Consider the following 15,105-nt stretch of genomic DNA (forward strand, 5'->3'; position numbering starts at 1 on the left):
GGGAGTATCGCTGTCGATGACGACCGACTTTCGCGCCTTGGCCGACAAGTCCATGGCGGGCATCGCCCTCAGCAGACAGGAGTGCGAGGCGGTGCTGCGCTGCCCGGATGATGAGATCCTCGCCCTCCTCGACGCGGCGTACCGGGTCCGCCTGGCGCACTGTGGAAATCGCGTCCACCTCCACATGCTCATCAACGCGAAGAGTGGCCTTTGCCCGGAAGACTGTCACTACTGCGCGCAGTCAAAGATCTCCGAGGCGGACATCGCGAAGTATCCGCTGGTGAGCATGGATGCCCTTCTGGACGGAGCTCGCCGGGCCTACCAGGCGCGCACCCGCCGCTATTGCATCGTCATCAGTGGGAGGGGCCCCACGCCGCGCGAAGTCGATTATCTGGTGAACGCGGTTCGTCGCATCAAGCAGGAAGTGGACGTGGGCATCTGCTGCTCTGTGGGTCTGCTCTCGGAGGACGACGCAGTTCGGCTCCGGGACGCTGGCGTCGAGCAGCTCAACCACAATCTGAACACGAGTGAGCGCTACTACTCGGAGATCTGCACCACGCACACCTATCAGGATCGCGTCGATACGCTGCACGCCGCCCGGCGAGCCGGCCTGAGCCTCTGTACCGGCGCCATCTTTGGCCAGGGCGAGACTGAGGACGACGTCATCGACGTGTGCATGGCGCTCCGAGACCTCGATCCGCAGTCGATACCCGTCAACTTTCTGCTGCCGATCCCCGGAACGCCGCTCGAGGCTCAGGGGCCGCCCACTCCCCAGCGGTGCTTGAAGATCCTGTGCCTCATGCGATTCCTGAATCCCCGTCAGGAGATTCGCGTGTCGGCCGGCCGGGAGGCGCACCTCCGCTCGCTGCAGCCCCTCGCGCTCTACCCCGCGAACTCCGTGTTCGTCTCGGGTTACCTCACGACGCCCGGCCAGCCGTATCAGGAAACGTGGAAGATGATCGAGGACCTCGGATTCGAGATCGAGACCCATGTCGGGGGGTGATGGCCGCCACGCGGCCCCGCTGGGCGGCCACCGCGTCGTCGTGACCGGCGTAGGCGTCGTCACGCCCCTCGGGTGCTCTGTCGCGGCGCTGTGGCGTTCGTTGTGCGAAGGACGAGCGGCCGCGGGGCCCATCACTCGCTTCGATGCATCGGGCTTCGAGGCGCGGATCGCCGCCGAAGTGCGCGATCCGGTCGAGATCGAAGGCGTGCCGGATCCGAAGCTCGACCGCTGCGCTCGGTTCGCCCTGGCCGCCGCGAGAGTGGCGTGGTCGGACGCGGGGCTCGGGCGGATCGACGATCCGTACGAGGCGGGCGTCGTCATCGGGTCGAGCCACGGCGGAGAGGCCACCGCGCTGAACGCCATCCGGACGCTGTGCACAGCCGAACGGCCGAGGGTGAGCGCGCGGCTGATCCCCCGCATGCTGGCGAACATGCCGTCCGCCCATGTGGCCATCGATCTCGGCCTCCGCGGCCCGAGCTTCGCCGTGACGTCGGCGTGCGCGACCGGCGCCCAGGCGATTGGCGAGGCCGCCGAGATCATTCGAAGGGGCGACGCGCGGATCATGGTGTGCGGGGGGGCCGACGCGTGCATCACCCCGCTTACCGTCGCTGGCGATCAGGCGGCTGGCGCGTTGTCGACGCGGAGTGACGATCCGGCTTCGGCCAGCCGTCCCTTCGACCGCTCCCGCGACGGCTTCGTGATTGGCGAGGGGGCCGGGATCCTGGTGCTGGAGGAGCGGAGCGCCGCGCTCTGGCGAGGGGCAAGAATCCGTGGCGAGATCGCCGGGTACGCGGCTACCACCGACGCGCACCACGAGACGCGCCCGGATCCTGATGCGGAGCCGCTCGCGCGCGCCATCGATCGCGCCGTCGAAAAGGCGGGCATCTCGCGCAGTGAGATCGATGCGATTTTCGCCCATGCGACTGGAACCGTGATTGGGGATGCGGCGGAGGCGGCAGCGTTTCGCCGGGTCTTCGGCGATGGCCTGCGTGAGATCCCGGTCACGGCGATCAAAGGCGGGCTGGGCCATCTCATGGGCGCGGCGGGCTCGGTTCAAGCCATCGTGGCGCTCCAGGCCCTGGACCATCAGATGCTGCCGCCCACGCGCAATTGCGATGATCCGGACCCGACCCTCGGGCTGTCGATCGTGGCCGGCGAGGCGCGGCCGGCGCGGCTCTCCACCGTGCTCTCGACGTCGTCCGGTTTTGGCGGACATAACGTCGCGCTGGTCCTTCAGGGCTCCAGGACGCAAGGAGCTGGCCGCATCGTGTGATTGTGGCTCGACGGTCGGCGGTTAGCTGGGCCTCTTCGCGGAAGCCCCCAGTGGCCAGCGATCCGTCGTGACCCACAGGGCGGAGCCGTCGGTCGCCAGCTCGACGGTTCCGTGCAGGTCGGTCCGAAACAGCGACGTGTCCGCGAGCAATTCCACGGTATCTCGCGAAGGGCGGCCGGCGTGGTCGCCGCTGGCGACGGAGATCACGGCAACAGACGGCTGCACCGACCGCAGGAGCTGGGCGCTCACGGCTCCATTTGGCCCTGCCCACGGCACGAGGATCGCGTTCGCGGAGATCGGCCACCCCGCGCGTTCCGCGCGGAGCGCCTCCTGGGCTGTTGCCGACGGCGCCATGAGGACGCTCACCGAGCCGCGACGGACCCGGACCAGCAGGCTCCGCTGCGGCGTCGGGTCTCGGTCGCTCGGGGCTGCCGTAGCCTGAGTTGGGAACAGGTCGAGAGCTACGCCCGCATCCAGGGCGACGCTGATCGGCGCATCCACGGTCACGACGTGGTCGGTCCCTGACGCGAGAGCCCACTGCTGCGCGGCGGCCGACGCGATCGAGTCCGCCGTGCGAAACGCAATGGCGGGCTGATAACGCTGAACCGCGGCCGTTGCGCCCGGAAGGCGCTCCCTGTCAGCCCGAGTGAGCACCGCAATGGCCAGGCTGTGCTCGACGAGGCCCATCCGTCGGCCGAGCTGTTCGAGAACCGCCGCCGGCGTTGCGCCACCATCGATCAGGACGCTCTTCCCCGCGGGCGTCCGCACCAGCACCGCGTCTCCATCGCCGACGTCCAGGATGCTGATGCTGAGCGGACGGTCGCCCCCCACGGCCGGCGCCCAGGTGAGGCCCAGGCCGATGGCGAGGACGCCGATGGCCGAGGCAGCCGGTCGAGCTATCGCCGGGCGCATCGCGGCGGACCACAGGTCCTGTCCCTCGGGCGTCCCCGCCAACGCCCAGCCCAGCAAGGCGACGGCGTAGGCGACCGTAAGAGACGGGGGCACATCGCCGATGCCCGCGATGGCGACCGGTATGCGAGCCGCGGCCTCGATGATCGCCACCATCGCCACGGTCGGGATTCCGACGACCCATGCCGCCGCCGACGCCAGGGGCGGAGCGCCCAGCATGATCGGCAGCGTGAGGAAGCCGCCGATCGTCGCCCAAGGGATCAGCGGCGCAACAAGCAGGTTCGCGAGCGGCGAGACGATCGAGACCTGGTGAACGACGGTCGCGAGGATGGGGAGCGTCGGCAGCTCCGCCGCGATCGTGGCGGAGACCGGATCGCGGATGGCGCTGGGCATCCAGGGGAACAGCGCGGCGACGCGCGGCTGAAGGGCGATGAGGCCGAGCGTGGCAAGAGCCGAAAGCTGAAAGCTCAAGTCTGTGACGAGCAGGGGGTCAATGGCGATCAACAGCGCGCCCGTGAGGGTCAGGGCGAGCAGCGCGTCTCGGCCGCGTCCGGTCCTGATCGCGACCAGGCCGATGGTCGCCATGATCGCCGCGCGCAGGGTCGGTCCTCCGGATCCGGCGACGGCGGCAAAGAGCCAGACGCCTCCAAGAGGGAGCAGCGTCGCGACGAGCCGCCAGCGCGAGGCGAGCCGCGCGAGCGCCGCTGCGACGAGGGTGACGTTGTAGCCCGACACAACCACGATGTGCGTCGTGCCCGAGGCGACGAGCGCACGGCGAAATTCCTCGCTGGTCCCGCTGGTCGCTCCGACGAGCAATCCGCCGAGAAGCGCCGCCTCCGGCTCCGGTAGCGTCCGGTCGATGGCCGCGGAGATGCGCCGGCGAGCCGCGGAGAGCGCGAATTCGATCCCATTTGGCGCGCCATCGCCCGTCACAGCGATTCGCGGATAGGCGGCGACAGCCGCGACGCCGCGCGCCCGCAGCCTGGCGCCGTCGGCCGTTTCGGGGCGAACCGGATCGAGTCGAGCCGCGACCTCGACTCGATCCCACTGGACGACCGGAGCCAGGGCCGGAAGATACAGAAGGACGAGCCCCGGCGGAGGACTTGCCGATTCCGGACTGATTACCCGATCGACACTGACGTACGCACGTGCCGTTTGCCCGCGCTGCTCGACCGGCGCCACGATCACGCCTGACGCACGAATTTCAGAGGTTGGCGCATCCGTCCAAGGTTTGCCCCAGGCTTCGAATCCCACGGCGGCGCGCCAAATGCCGAGCGCCAGCGCTGCGACCGCGAAAAACATGGCGCTCTGAACCCGCCTGAGCACGAGGCAGGCTGCGGCCGCCGCGACGGCGCCGCACGCGACGGTCGAGCCAACGGGGAGCCAGAGATCGGCGACACGGCCAGGGACCGCCGCGACGAGGGCCGTCCCGACGATGAAGAGCGCGCCGCAGACTGGGACGGCGCTCGATCTCGGCATCAGTCGACGGAGATTAGTGTCTTGATGCGCTCATAGGTCGATGCAGTGACGAGCCGCTCCTCGCGGAGCTGCTCGATGCGCGCGAACGGCCCGGCCGCCGTCCTCCGATCTACGATTCGGCCGGCCGTCACGGGCCCAATTCCCGGTAGAGATTCCAGCACTCGCTGGCTCGCCGTGTTGATGTTGATCGTGGGGCTGCCGGGCGGGGCCGCCGCCGCGCTGGAGCCCGAGGCGGCCGCCGAGGACCGCGGCGGCTCCGTTCCGGTAGCCTGATCCTCCGAGCGTTTCATCGGGATGACGAGCTTCTGGCCGTCGGCGACGCGCGCCGCGAGGTTCAGCTCGCTCAAGTCGGCCTCGTCGGTCGCCCCGCCCGCCGCGTCGATGGCCTCAAAGACGCGCCCGCCGGTCGCCAGGACATAGACACCGGGCGCTGATACAGCGCCGTCCACGTGGACGTAGAGGATCGACGTTGGCGTTGGAATCGGATCGAGCGGCCGGACTTCGATGGGTGCCGGTTGCTGGCGCCCGAGATTCAGCAGCATGACGAGGAGTCCGGCGGCGAGCGCGGCCGCGACGGGAACGCCATTGGCCATGAGCCAGCTCTTCACGTGAGTCTTTCCAAAGAGGCTTGGCGCGCGTCACGCGCCTGCGGACCTTCAGCGCGCATCGGCGCCCGTATGGTACGCAGCGTGCCGCTTCTTGTCACGGATGGCGCGTTGCCGTGCCCCGGATTCTCTGCTAGAGTAGGCTCGCGTACCTCAGGGAGGGAGTCAGATGAACACGTTTTTCGCCGTCGTCATCGGACTTGTCGCAAGCTACCTGGGCTACAACCAGTACGCGCGCAGAATCGACCGCGAGGTGATCCAATCGGATCCCAAGCGGATGACTCCGGCTCGGCTGTACACGGACGGCGTTGACTTCGTGCCAACGAGCCGGAATGTGCTCTTTGGCTACCACTTCAAATCTATTGCCGCGGCCGGGCCTATCGTTGGCGCGATCACCGCGGCGAATCTGTGGGGCTGGCTTCCGGCCATCATCTGGCTCGTGCTCGGAGTCGTCTTCATCGGCTGGGTGTCGGACTACACGGCCATCGTCGTCTCGATCCGAAACGAGGGGAACAGCCTGAGCGCGATCGCCCATCGGCTCATCGCTCCACGCACCCGCATCATCCTGTTCATTTTCATCTTCTTCTACCTGCTGCTCATCGGCGGCGCCTTCGGCGGGATCCTAGCTGACGTCATGAACTCCCAATCTCAGGCGCCGCTCGGCATCATCGTGCTCATGCTCATGGGCCTGCTCCTGGGCCAGATGCTGTATCGGTGGCGCGTGCCGTTGATCGCCGCAAGCCTGATCACCGTCGGCGTCACGTTTGCCGCGATCCTGCTCGGCCCGGCCAGCGCTGGCTTCTTCAAGGATGGATTGGACGGCGCGATCAACGCCATCACCGGAGGCCAGCCCGTCGTGCAGTATTTCGATCCCACGGTGGCCGATCCGAAGACCGGGCTCATCGTCGGGGCTGACAGGCAGATCCTGCCCAGCTTCATCTTCTGGGCGCTCTTCATTCTGGCATTCTGTTACTTTGGGTCCGTGCTTCCTATCTGGCGCTGGGCCCAGCCGGTCGTCTACATCGGCTTCTGGATCACGGCGACGGCGATGCTGCTCGGTCTGGCCGGGGCTGCCCTGGCGCTGTTCCTCAAGCCCGACGTGGCCATGCTCAAGCTCGCTGCGTTTAAGGGTTGGGACACCGGGGTCGGTGGGGCGCTCCAGCCCATCTGGCCCATGTTGTTCGTAACGATCGCGTGCGGCGCAATTTCCGGCTGGCACGCCCTGTTCGGATCCGTGGGGACGGCGCGGCAGCTCGAGTACGAGACCGACGCGCTCCCAGTTGGCGGCGGATCGATGTTCATGGAGTTCCTGCTCGGCCTCCTCGCGCTCCTCGCCGTAAGCGTTGGCGGTGGAGGAGGCGCGGGCGCCTTCGCAAACGGCCTGGCCAGCTTCATGAATGTGTTCGGCATTCCGCTGGAGTACGGGCGCGCGCTGGCGTTCGCCGCCTTCGTCGTCATCGTCCTCGTGGTCACCCAGCTCGTCTTCCGAATCATGCGGGTCACCTTGGCCGAGTGGCTCGGCGATGCGTGGCCGGCCCTCCGAAACATCCACGTTTCCACGATCGTGTCGCTCGCGCTGGCGTTCTTCTTGGTCATGACCGGGACGTGGATCTACCTCTGGCAGCTCTTCGGGGGCGCCAACCAGCTCATGGCGTCGCTCTCGCTGCTGGTGGTCACGGTGTGGCTCGTGTCTATCGGACGCAAGGCGGCGTGGGTCGGAATTCCGATGCTGTTCATGTACGTCACCACCGTTGCGGCCAACCTGGTCACCGCCTATAACCTCTATGTCACGGTGTTCGTCGCCAACGTTGGCCAGCCGGGCCGAATCATCCCCGTCATCGGGTCCGGGCTGATGATCGTCGTTGCGCTGCTTCTCGTCGGTGCGGCGCTCGTGATCGGGTACGACGGTTGGCAGGCGTTCCGTCGCTATCGGGCACAGCCGGTCGTCCGGGCGGCCGCGCCCGCTTCATAGAGGGTGTGGGGCGACCGGTCGTGAACGTACAGCGGCTGCGTCGCGCCATCGGCGAGTTCCTTTTCGGCATGGCGGGTTACGAATTCGCCCGCGAGGCCGCGCACATGCGCAGCGAGCTGAACGTCTTGCTCATGCTGATGTGCTTCGGGGACGTGATCGGGGTGCCCGTCATGCCGCCGACGTACGCGTTGCGGCTGCTTCCTTACATCGCGAGGGACCTCGATGCATGGAAGCGGAGCGTGCTGCGGGAGAGGCACCCGCTGGACAAAGAAGAATTCGATCTGATCGAGATGTAAGGAGGTTTGCGCGATGGAGCCCGAGAGTGAGCCGAAAGGACTCCGAGGTTTCCTCCGCGGGTTCAAAGAAGTCGTGTACGGCATGGCCTCCCACGACATGGCGCGGCAGGCCATCCGGACGCGCGCGAGCATGGAGCACCTCTTCATCTTGACGACGATGGGGGACCTGCTCGGCGTGCCGATCCTCCCGCCGTATTACTCGATGCGGCTCCTGCCCTACGTCGTTCCGCAGGTCGCCACCTGGAAGCGCCGAATGCTGCGCGAGAAGGACATGACGGATGCCCTGTCGTAGCCGGCGTCCGCCGTTGTGCTCATCTGTGCCGCCAGCTCGCTCCGATCGACTGGTCTTCCCAAACGGTGGCTGAACAGGGGCAGGTGAGACGCCTGCGAGACGCGTTCGAGCGGCACCCGGATCGCCGGTACATCATGTTCGGTGGGAAGGGCGGACTCGGGAAGACGACCTTCTCCGCTGCGACGGGCTACTGGCTCGCCAAACAGGGCAAGCGAGTCCTGATCTTCTCGGTCGATCCGCAGGCGAGCCTCTCGGACATCTTCCAGCAAGACCTCTTCGGAAAGGGCGCGGTGCCCATCATGCCCAACCTTTGGGCCCAGGAGATCGACGCCGACCGTCGCATCCGCGAGTACCAGGACGAGATCAGACAGAAGATCCTCGACATGTACGGCTTCGATTCCGTCCCCGAGGAGATCGAACAGTACATCCAGGCGGCGGCCGCGGAGCCGGCGATGGAGGAGAGCGCGATCTTCGACGCCGTCGTCGACATCGTGGTCTCCGGCGAGTACGACTACTACATCTACGATCTCGTCCCCCTCGGCCACGCCCTCTACTATCTGTCGATGGCGAAGATCTACGACGAGTGGATCAGCAAGATCACCAAGCTTCGGGAGGAGATGCGCGAGTACGAGAAGGTGGCTTCGGTCATGAAGCGGCAGAAGGTGCTCGAGGAGGACCAGATCCTCGGCGAGCTGCAGTACATCAAAGGTCGCATCAGCACCTCGGCCCAGATCCTTACTGACCGCCAGAAGACGGCTTTCTTCTTCGTGATCATTCCCGAAGAGATGGCCATCCTGGACACGCGGAAGGCGGCCGAGCTGTTCGCGAAGTTCGACGTGCCCATCGCAGGCTACGTCGTGAATCGCGTGGTGCCGGAGCATCTCTTGCGTGGGGAAATCCCCGCGTATCTGCGCAACCGCATCGGCATGCAAAAGGGGTATCTCGACGGCATTCGCACCGGGTTCGGGTCGCAGGTGCTGGCAGAAGTCCCGGAGATGGAACGCGACGTGACGGGGCTCGCAATGATCGATCGGCTGGCGGGCATGATGTATGGCGACTGACCCTGGGAATGTCCGCGAGGCGACGGCGCCGCTCATCGCGGAGTCGATGGCGGCATTTCTGACGCGCAATCCGGTGAAATACGTGTTCTTCGGTGGGAAAGGTGGCGTCGGGAAGACGGCGATGGCGGGCGCCCTCGCGCTCTGGCTCGCGGCGAGCGGCAAGCGGACGATGCTCTGCTCCACGAATCCCGTCCATTCTCTGTCCAGCCTCCTCGGCCAGGACGTCTTCGGTCGGCCCAGCCTGGTCGAGGGTTCGGAGAACCTCTGGGCGTATGAGATCGACACGAAGGAGACCATCGAACGTTCGAAGACGGAGATCAAAGAGAAGATCCAGTGGTTCCTGAAATTCGCGGAGATCTCGACGCGCGCGGATGAGTTCGTGGAGTCCGCCACGATGAACCCTGCCTTCGAAGAATCCGCAATGTTCGAAAACATGATCGACCTCATGTTTCGCGACGAATACGATGCCTATGTGTTCGATACGGCCCCGACCGCCAATGCACGGCGCCTACTGGGAATGTCGAAGGTCTATACGCTGTGGGTCGACAAGATGCTGCGTTCGCGTGAGGAGGCGCGCAGCCTCCGGGAGATGCTCTCGTTCACCAAGAAGAAGGAGGAGGACCCGCTCCTCGAGTATCTCCTCGGCTTTCGGGACAGGATGGCGCATGCGCGGGCCCTGTTGACCGACCCGGCGAAGACCGCGTTCTTCTTTGTGACGTTGCCCGAGGCCCTGCCCATCGCCGTCATTACGCGGTTCATCGGATGGTTCGAGGAATTCGGCATTCCAGTCGGCGGCGTGGTCGTCAACATGCTCATCGACGGCGCGTCCGTATCCGCTGACGCGGCGGAATTCGTGCGGAATCGCGTCGCGATGCAGAATGAGCACATGGAGACGATCGCCGAGAAGTTCGGGGACTCTGTTCGGGCAGTCGTTCCGTTGTTTGAGACTGAGGTGCGCGGGATCGCTATGCTCGGCCGACTCTCCCAGTCCCTGATGGCTCACGACTAGCCACCTGGCCCAGCCGCGCCGATGACGATCTGGGCATTCGTGTCCGACATCCACGGGAACGCGAAGGCGCTGCGTCGCGCAGACGCGTGGTGTGCGGACCACCGCGTGGAACGGATCGCGTGTCTTGGCGACGTTATCGGCCGCGGTGACCCGGAGAGCTGCGTGGAATGGGTCATCGACCGCGCGGACATTGCCGTTGTTGGCAACCGCGACCGAGATTATCTGGGGCGCGTTCGGCCTGAGCTGCAGGCGGTGGTGCAGTCGTGGCCGAACGAGGCCAGCGCGGCCGACTTTGTCGTGTCTCACGGTGACCCGCGGCTCCACCGTACCCTCAACACGCGCGCGATCGGCGATGGGTTTCGTCGCGCGGTCACGGCCATGGAGGAGCGCGGCGCGCGCCTGTGGTTTTTCGGCCATACCCACCACGCACGCGTGTGGCGCGTCGACGGAGCAGCCGTTCAGCAGATTGCCGAATGCCGCGTCGAGCTGCGACTCGGCGCCCTGTACGTGGTGAACGTCGGCTGTGTAGGGCTCCCGCTTCCGGGAAAGGGACCGCCGTCGATCGTGCGCTACGACGACGTGGCCGGGGATGTCTGGCTCGTTGGGATGGGGCGGTGACCCATTCTGGCCCGAAAAGTCGACTGCTATACTCGTGGTGCGACTCTGAATGGGTGTGAGACGGTGAAGGAACCGACGTCTGTCTATCTCGACCACGCCGCGACGACGGCCGTGGACACCCGAGTGCTCGAGGCGATGCTGCCCTACTTCGTTGAGCGATATGGAAACCCCTCGGGCTCCTACGCCCTCGCTCGCGACTCCCGACGGGCCATCGACCGTGCGCGCGACACGTGCGCGTCGCTTCTGGGCTGTCGAGCCGCGGAAGTCGTGTTCACGAGCTGCGGCAGCGAGAGCAACAACCTGGCGATTAAGGGGGTCGCCTTCGCCACGCGCGAACGCGGCCGCCACATCATCACGTCGGCCGTGGAGCACCACGCCGTCCTCCACACGTGTGAATACCTCGAGCGATATTTCGGATACGAAATCACCTACGTCCCCGTCGACGGATACGGGCGCGTGGACCCGGACGCGGTTGGACGCGCCATTCGGCCGGACACCGTTCTGGTCTCCGTGATGCTAGCCAACAACGAAATCGGGACCATTGAGCCGATAGCCGAGATCGCGGCCGTGGCGCACCAGTCGAGGGTGCCCGTCCACACGGACGCCGTTCAGGGAGCTGCCAGTCTCGACTTGAACGTCGACCGGCTTGGTGTCGATCTCCTATCCCTCTCCGCGCACAAGTTCCAGGGACCCAAGGGCGCCGGGCTGCTGTTCATCCGTCGCGGCACACCGATCCTTCCCCAACAGCAGGGGGGAGGGCAGGAGCGGGGCCTGCGCTCGGGCACCGAGAACACGGCGGGCATCGTGGGGATCGCCACGGCGCTCGAGCTCGCGCAGGAAGGACGCGTCGCGTACGCCAGCCACTGTCAGGTGCTCCGCGACGCGCTCATCGAGGGTGTTCGGCGCAACGTCGACGACGTCGTGGTCACTGGCCACCCGACGGAAAGGCTTGCAAACAACGCGAGCTTCGCGTTCCGTGGCGCCGATGCGGAGGCGATCCTCATGGCGCTTGACGCCGAGGGGATCGCGGCATCCGCGGGAAGCGCGTGCACGTCCGGTACCCTTGAAGTGTCGCACGTCCTAAAGGCGATCGATCTGGACGACGAGCTGGGGGGCGGAAGTCTTCGGCTTACGCTCGGGATGGAGAACACGATGGACGATGTGAACCGCGTCGTGTCCGTGCTCCCTGGAGTGATCGATCGAGCCCGCGCCGCTCGCCGGATGTCGGTGGGCTGACGAGGAGCCCGTTCAAGGGCCCGCCCCCTCCGATAGGCCTGTCTTGCGCGAAGCCGAAGGGCTCGGGGCGAGCGGACGAGGACAGGCGGAGGCGCCTGTCATGCTGCGCGAAGCCGAAGGGATCCGGGCGAGCGGACGAGGACAAGCGGAGGCGCCTGTCATGCTGCGCGAAGCGAAGCATCTGTGGCTTGCGAGAACCTTCAGGCTGACGGACGGAGGCGGCGCGGAAGCCTCGAACGGAGCCGGTGGCGCGGGCTAGCTTCCCCGGTCGTCGTCCGGATCGATTCCGGCCGCTTTCTGGATGGCGGCGACGAAGCTCTGCTCGGGCACAGCGCCGACGAACGTAACCTTGTCGTTGATGATCGTCTTGGGAACTCCGGTCACGTTGTATTCGCGAGACAGCTCGGGAAATTCATTCGCCTCGATCACGTCCGCGGTCACGTGGTCGAACTCGATCGCCATCTGGTGGGCCAAACTGGCCACTCTCGGACAGTGCGGTCAGGTGGGTGTGACAAATACCTGCAGGTGGATCGGCTCGTCGATGGCCGCCAGGGCGTCGCGTGTCGCCTGGGAAAGTGCGGTCTGGTGCTTCGACACGGCCTGGATGTCCTGAATCAGCGTCGAGAATTCGTAGCCCGCGGGGGCTCCGAAGTAGCGGACGCGCCCTTCGTCGCCCGAGGCGACCAGTAGCGCTGGCACGCGCGTTATGCCGTACCGTTCGGCGACTTCCCGCTCCCGCTCGAGATTGTGAATCTCCAGCGTCAGCTTGTCCGACAGGCTGGCGATCTCTTCGATGAGCTGCTGCACATCCTTGCAGGTTTCGCACGACGGACGTCCAGGGATAAACAGCGGCGACGGAGGGATGGTGAAAAGGATCAGCCGCACAGGATTGCCGAGGTTCTCCTCGAACATCTTCGCGATGCTCGCTCGATCTTTGTCGCTGATGAAAGCCATCGCTCCTCCGTCCCGGCAATTCTAGCAGGATTGAGATTCGGTAGGCCTCGGCCCGATGAAAATTCGGACGTCTCGACTGCCGAGCCGCCGAGGGCCTGCCGCAGATACGACGACGGTATCTCCCCAGCGGACGAGATGTGGCCCGAGTCGGTCTCGCCATTGCGCCCGGGCAGTTATGGAAAAGCAGGCGCCCGGCGCCAGCGGGCGGCCGAGCCGCGGGTCGTCGCGGGCGCGAACCGAACCGGGGCCCGGGAAATCATCGCCGATCCCCTGGCCGCGAATGACCACGCCGGTTCGAATCCCGCCCGCGCTCGCGGCCTCCCCTGCTGCCTGAACCTCACGAATCGTCCGGTCGCTGCGTACCCGGTCGAAGGCGCGATACCACGCGTCGGCGCACGCGGTCGCCCCGTCCATCCAGCTCGGTGGGGGCGGCGCGACGGCTGCCATCTGAACGCCTCGGGAGCGGTAGCCAAGGTAGCGGCCTTCCGCTCGGACCACGAGCGTGCTGTCCTCCCCGGCGGTACGTCCGATCGGGATAGGCGACGACGCGCCGACGTCCGTCCAGCCCCGGAGCGCTACCTCGATCGTCGTCGTGAGATCGCCGCCGGCTTCGATGGCCGCCTGTACCGCCCGCGCGGCGATCTCACGATCCGAGGCGCCGCGTGCGAGATGGGCGCACGCGGCAATGAGGGCCGCATCGGAGACGGCGGCGGCCCGCTCGAGGGCGTGGATCTCCTCCGGGCTCTTGATGAAGCGCGCCTCCTCCATGAGGCCGGTCGCGCCAACCCAGCGGGCATGCGAAAAGACCTCGCGGAGCGTCACGAGGGTCTGGTAATTGAATCGGCCATCGGGTTCGCCCACCGTTGGATCGAGCCCGACGATGCCGATGATCTTTCGGTCGGCTTCGAGCTCTTCCAGGCGTTCGACGATGCCGGCGATCCATCGTCGGCTCACCACCCGGATGTCCGGCGTCCAGGCGATTGCTGCGCTGCCCACGCGACCTCTACTGGTCAGCGCCGTGACCGGGCCATCCGGCGCGACGATCGCCGGGCCAATGTCGAAAGCCATCTGTGTCAGGTATCGGCTATCGTCTTCGGTGGGAACGATCAACACGTCGATTCCAGCCTCCGCCATGAGCGTGCGCACCGTCTGCCATCGACGATCGCGCTCGGCGAGCGTGAATCCCTCGACCTGGTAGTCGCCCAAACCCGCTAGGTCCATATGTGGCGCTATTATCCGAGCGCACAGCCGTCGCGCGCTATCGACCCCCATGCAAACGTTTGGACCCATCCACGGATGCAGCGCTTCGTAATCCTTGGCCTCGTGTGCCTCGCGACCCTTGTCGGGAGTAGCCCGGATCTGACCGGTGTGCGCATCGCCCAACTGGCGGCGCCGTATCGCTGGGGAGCCGTCGGCTGGGAGGCCGAACATCTCGCCGAGGGCGCGGGAGAGATCGCCAATCAGCTCTTTCATCCCTCCGACGATCAGTCCGTCGTCGCGGACGTTCGTGCCCTGCTCCAGAGTGCCCGGGCGGGACCGGTGGGCGGCGATCGTCGCGTGTCTTCGCTCGTAGCCGGCGTCGTCGCTTTCGAGCTGCGCCGCCACGGCGCGCCGTCACTTGGCCGTGTCGTCGTGCCGCCAGTCACCCTCGCCCTGACCCAGCCGCTCCAACTGCTCGTGGTCTCGCCGCGCGATGAGATTCGCGAAAGCTACTGGGCCCTCCTCGAGGGCGGTACGCCGTCCACCGTCGCGCCCGTCCTCGAGAAGGCCGTCGAAGACCTCGGGGTGTCGGCGCTGGTGGTAGACCGCATTGCCATCGCCACCTATCCGACCCTGATTCCGGTCGATACGTCCCCGGCTGCCATCCTCCAGACGGCTGCGCACGAGTGGACGCACACGGCGCTCTTCTTCACCAGGCTCGGTCAGGCGTATGGCTCCTCGCCAAGCGCTCGGGCCATCAATGAGACGACGGCAGATATCGTTGGTGCCGAGATCGGCGATGCCCTTGATCGGAACGCCGGCATCGGGACCAAGACGGAGGAGTCGCAAGCCAGAGATCGCGCCTTCACTGCGCGCATGCGAGCGATCCGCCAAAGAGTCGATGTCCTCCTCGCGGAGCACGAGGTGGACCGAGCGGAGGCGTATATGGAGGAGCAGCGGCTCCTTCTGGTGAGCCAGGGGTATCGGATTCGCCGTCTCAACCAGGCGTACTTCGCGTTTTTCGGCAACTACGCGGAGGGGCCGTCCGCAACGACCGAGATCGTCGACTCCGTGCGCGCCATCCGAGATCGCAGCGGGACCCTCGCGGATTTTTTGGGCGAGGTGGGGCAGGTCACAACCATCGAAGAGCTTCGCGGCCTCGTTGCCCGCAAGGCGGCGCGATGAGCCCGCTGCGCGC

14 protein-coding genes and 1 pseudogene are annotated in these 15,105 nt (G+C 66.4%); 10 read left to right on the forward strand and 5 right to left on the reverse strand.

Features of this window, described 5'->3' with window-relative positions:
- Positions 1 to 16 precede the first annotated feature (16 nt).
- Both bioB and VFC51_00095 read left to right on the forward strand, forming a co-directional pair.
- Positions 17 to 1,003 carry a biotin synthase BioB gene (bioB, locus tag VFC51_00090; protein HZT05405.1) on the forward strand — a complete coding sequence of 329 codons (987 nt, stop codon included), beginning with the start codon at positions 17 to 19 and terminating at the stop codon, positions 1,001 to 1,003.
- On the forward strand, positions 990 to 2,276 hold the full coding sequence (locus VFC51_00095; protein ID HZT05406.1) for a beta-ketoacyl-[acyl-carrier-protein] synthase family protein: 1,287 nt from the start codon (positions 990 to 992) through the stop codon (positions 2,274 to 2,276). Before bioB ends, VFC51_00095 begins: the two co-directional genes overlap by 14 nt.
- A 21-nt stretch (positions 2,277 to 2,297) precedes the next feature.
- Here the strand turns inward: VFC51_00095 and VFC51_00100 are convergent, their stop codons facing one another.
- Positions 2,298 to 4,664 (reverse strand): ComEC/Rec2 family competence protein, encoded by a 2,367-nt coding sequence (locus tag VFC51_00100; protein HZT05407.1) that lies wholly within the window; start codon positions 4,662 to 4,664, stop codon positions 2,298 to 2,300.
- Positions 4,664 to 5,272, reverse strand: coding sequence for a ComEA family DNA-binding protein (locus VFC51_00105; GenBank protein ID HZT05408.1), 609 nt, complete (start codon positions 5,270 to 5,272; stop codon positions 4,664 to 4,666). The genes VFC51_00100 and VFC51_00105 overlap by 1 nt, the downstream gene beginning before the upstream one ends.
- Before the next feature lie 166 nt (positions 5,273 to 5,438).
- On the opposite strand from VFC51_00105, the gene VFC51_00110 reads away from it, so the two are divergent.
- From VFC51_00110 to VFC51_00140, 7 genes are all read left to right on the forward strand, one after another.
- A complete protein-coding gene (locus tag VFC51_00110) occupies positions 5,439 to 7,241 on the forward strand; it encodes a carbon starvation CstA family protein (GenBank protein HZT05409.1) in 1,803 nt (600 codons plus the stop codon).
- Between the two features lie 20 nt (positions 7,242 to 7,261).
- Positions 7,262 to 7,537, forward strand: coding sequence for a hypothetical protein (locus tag VFC51_00115; GenBank protein HZT05410.1), 276 nt, complete (start codon positions 7,262 to 7,264; stop codon positions 7,535 to 7,537).
- A 13-nt stretch (positions 7,538 to 7,550) separates the two neighbouring features.
- On the forward strand, positions 7,551 to 7,829 hold the full coding sequence (locus VFC51_00120; GenBank protein ID HZT05411.1) for a hypothetical protein: 279 nt from the start codon (positions 7,551 to 7,553) through the stop codon (positions 7,827 to 7,829).
- Between the two features lie 83 nt (positions 7,830 to 7,912).
- Entirely contained in the window at positions 7,913 to 8,890 is a 978-nt protein-coding gene (locus tag VFC51_00125) for a TRC40/GET3/ArsA family transport-energizing ATPase (GenBank protein HZT05412.1), read from the forward strand.
- Positions 8,880 to 9,899 carry an ArsA family ATPase gene (locus VFC51_00130; protein HZT05413.1) on the forward strand — a complete coding sequence of 340 codons (1,020 nt, stop codon included), beginning with the start codon at positions 8,880 to 8,882 and terminating at the stop codon, positions 9,897 to 9,899. Before VFC51_00125 ends, VFC51_00130 begins: the two co-directional genes overlap by 11 nt.
- Before the next feature lie 21 nt (positions 9,900 to 9,920).
- Entirely contained in the window at positions 9,921 to 10,517 is a 597-nt protein-coding gene (locus tag VFC51_00135; protein HZT05414.1) for a metallophosphoesterase family protein, read from the forward strand.
- 63 nt (positions 10,518 to 10,580) lie between these two features.
- Positions 10,581 to 11,753: a cysteine desulfurase family protein gene (locus tag VFC51_00140; protein ID HZT05415.1), complete on the forward strand. Its 1,173-nt coding sequence runs from the start codon at positions 10,581 to 10,583 to the stop codon at positions 11,751 to 11,753.
- Positions 11,754 to 12,008: 255 nt separating this feature from the next.
- Here the strand turns inward: VFC51_00140 and VFC51_00145 are convergent.
- The 3 genes and pseudogenes from VFC51_00145 to VFC51_00155 all read right to left on the reverse strand — a co-directional run bounded on the left by VFC51_00145 (position 12,009) and on the right by VFC51_00155 (position 13,928).
- Positions 12,009 to 12,239, reverse strand: a pseudogene (locus VFC51_00145) (thioredoxin family protein).
- A gap of 12 nt (positions 12,240 to 12,251) precedes the next feature.
- Complete coding sequence (locus tag VFC51_00150) at positions 12,252 to 12,707, reverse strand: thioredoxin family protein (protein HZT05416.1); 456 nt, start codon at positions 12,705 to 12,707, stop codon at positions 12,252 to 12,254.
- 21 nt (positions 12,708 to 12,728) lie between these two features.
- Positions 12,729 to 13,928, reverse strand: coding sequence for an aminopeptidase P family N-terminal domain-containing protein (locus tag VFC51_00155; protein ID HZT05417.1), 1,200 nt, complete (start codon positions 13,926 to 13,928; stop codon positions 12,729 to 12,731).
- A gap of 75 nt (positions 13,929 to 14,003) precedes the next feature.
- On the opposite strand from VFC51_00155, the gene VFC51_00160 reads away from it, so the two are divergent.
- A complete protein-coding gene (locus tag VFC51_00160; protein HZT05418.1) occupies positions 14,004 to 15,092 on the forward strand; it encodes a hypothetical protein in 1,089 nt (362 codons plus the stop codon).
- Positions 15,093 to 15,105 lie beyond the last annotated feature (13 nt).

The organism is Chloroflexota bacterium (assembly GCA_035652535.1).
GTDB lineage: Bacteria > Chloroflexota > UBA6077 > UBA6077 > SHYK01 > DASRDP01.

Coding starts and splice junctions, on each gene's coding strand:
- bioB (HZT05405.1), top strand. CDS start 17: ATGACGACCGACTTTCGCGCCTTGGCCGACAAGTCCATGGCGGGCATC.
- VFC51_00095 (HZT05406.1), top strand. CDS start 990: ATGTCGGGGGGTGATGGCCGCCACGCGGCCCCGCTGGGCGGCCACCGC.
- VFC51_00100 (HZT05407.1), bottom strand. CDS start 4,664: ATGCCGAGATCGAGCGCCGTCCCAGTCTGCGGCGCGCTCTTCATCGTC.
- VFC51_00110 (HZT05409.1), top strand. CDS start 5,439: ATGAACACGTTTTTCGCCGTCGTCATCGGACTTGTCGCAAGCTACCTG.
- VFC51_00120 (HZT05411.1), top strand. CDS start 7,551: ATGGAGCCCGAGAGTGAGCCGAAAGGACTCCGAGGTTTCCTCCGCGGG.
- VFC51_00130 (HZT05413.1), top strand. CDS start 8,880: ATGGCGACTGACCCTGGGAATGTCCGCGAGGCGACGGCGCCGCTCATC.
- VFC51_00135 (HZT05414.1), top strand. CDS start 9,921: ATGACGATCTGGGCATTCGTGTCCGACATCCACGGGAACGCGAAGGCG.
- VFC51_00150 (HZT05416.1), bottom strand. CDS start 12,707: ATGGCTTTCATCAGCGACAAAGATCGAGCGAGCATCGCGAAGATGTTC.
- VFC51_00155 (HZT05417.1), bottom strand. CDS start 13,928: ATGGACCTAGCGGGTTTGGGCGACTACCAGGTCGAGGGATTCACGCTC.
- VFC51_00160 (HZT05418.1), top strand. CDS start 14,004: ATGCAGCGCTTCGTAATCCTTGGCCTCGTGTGCCTCGCGACCCTTGTC.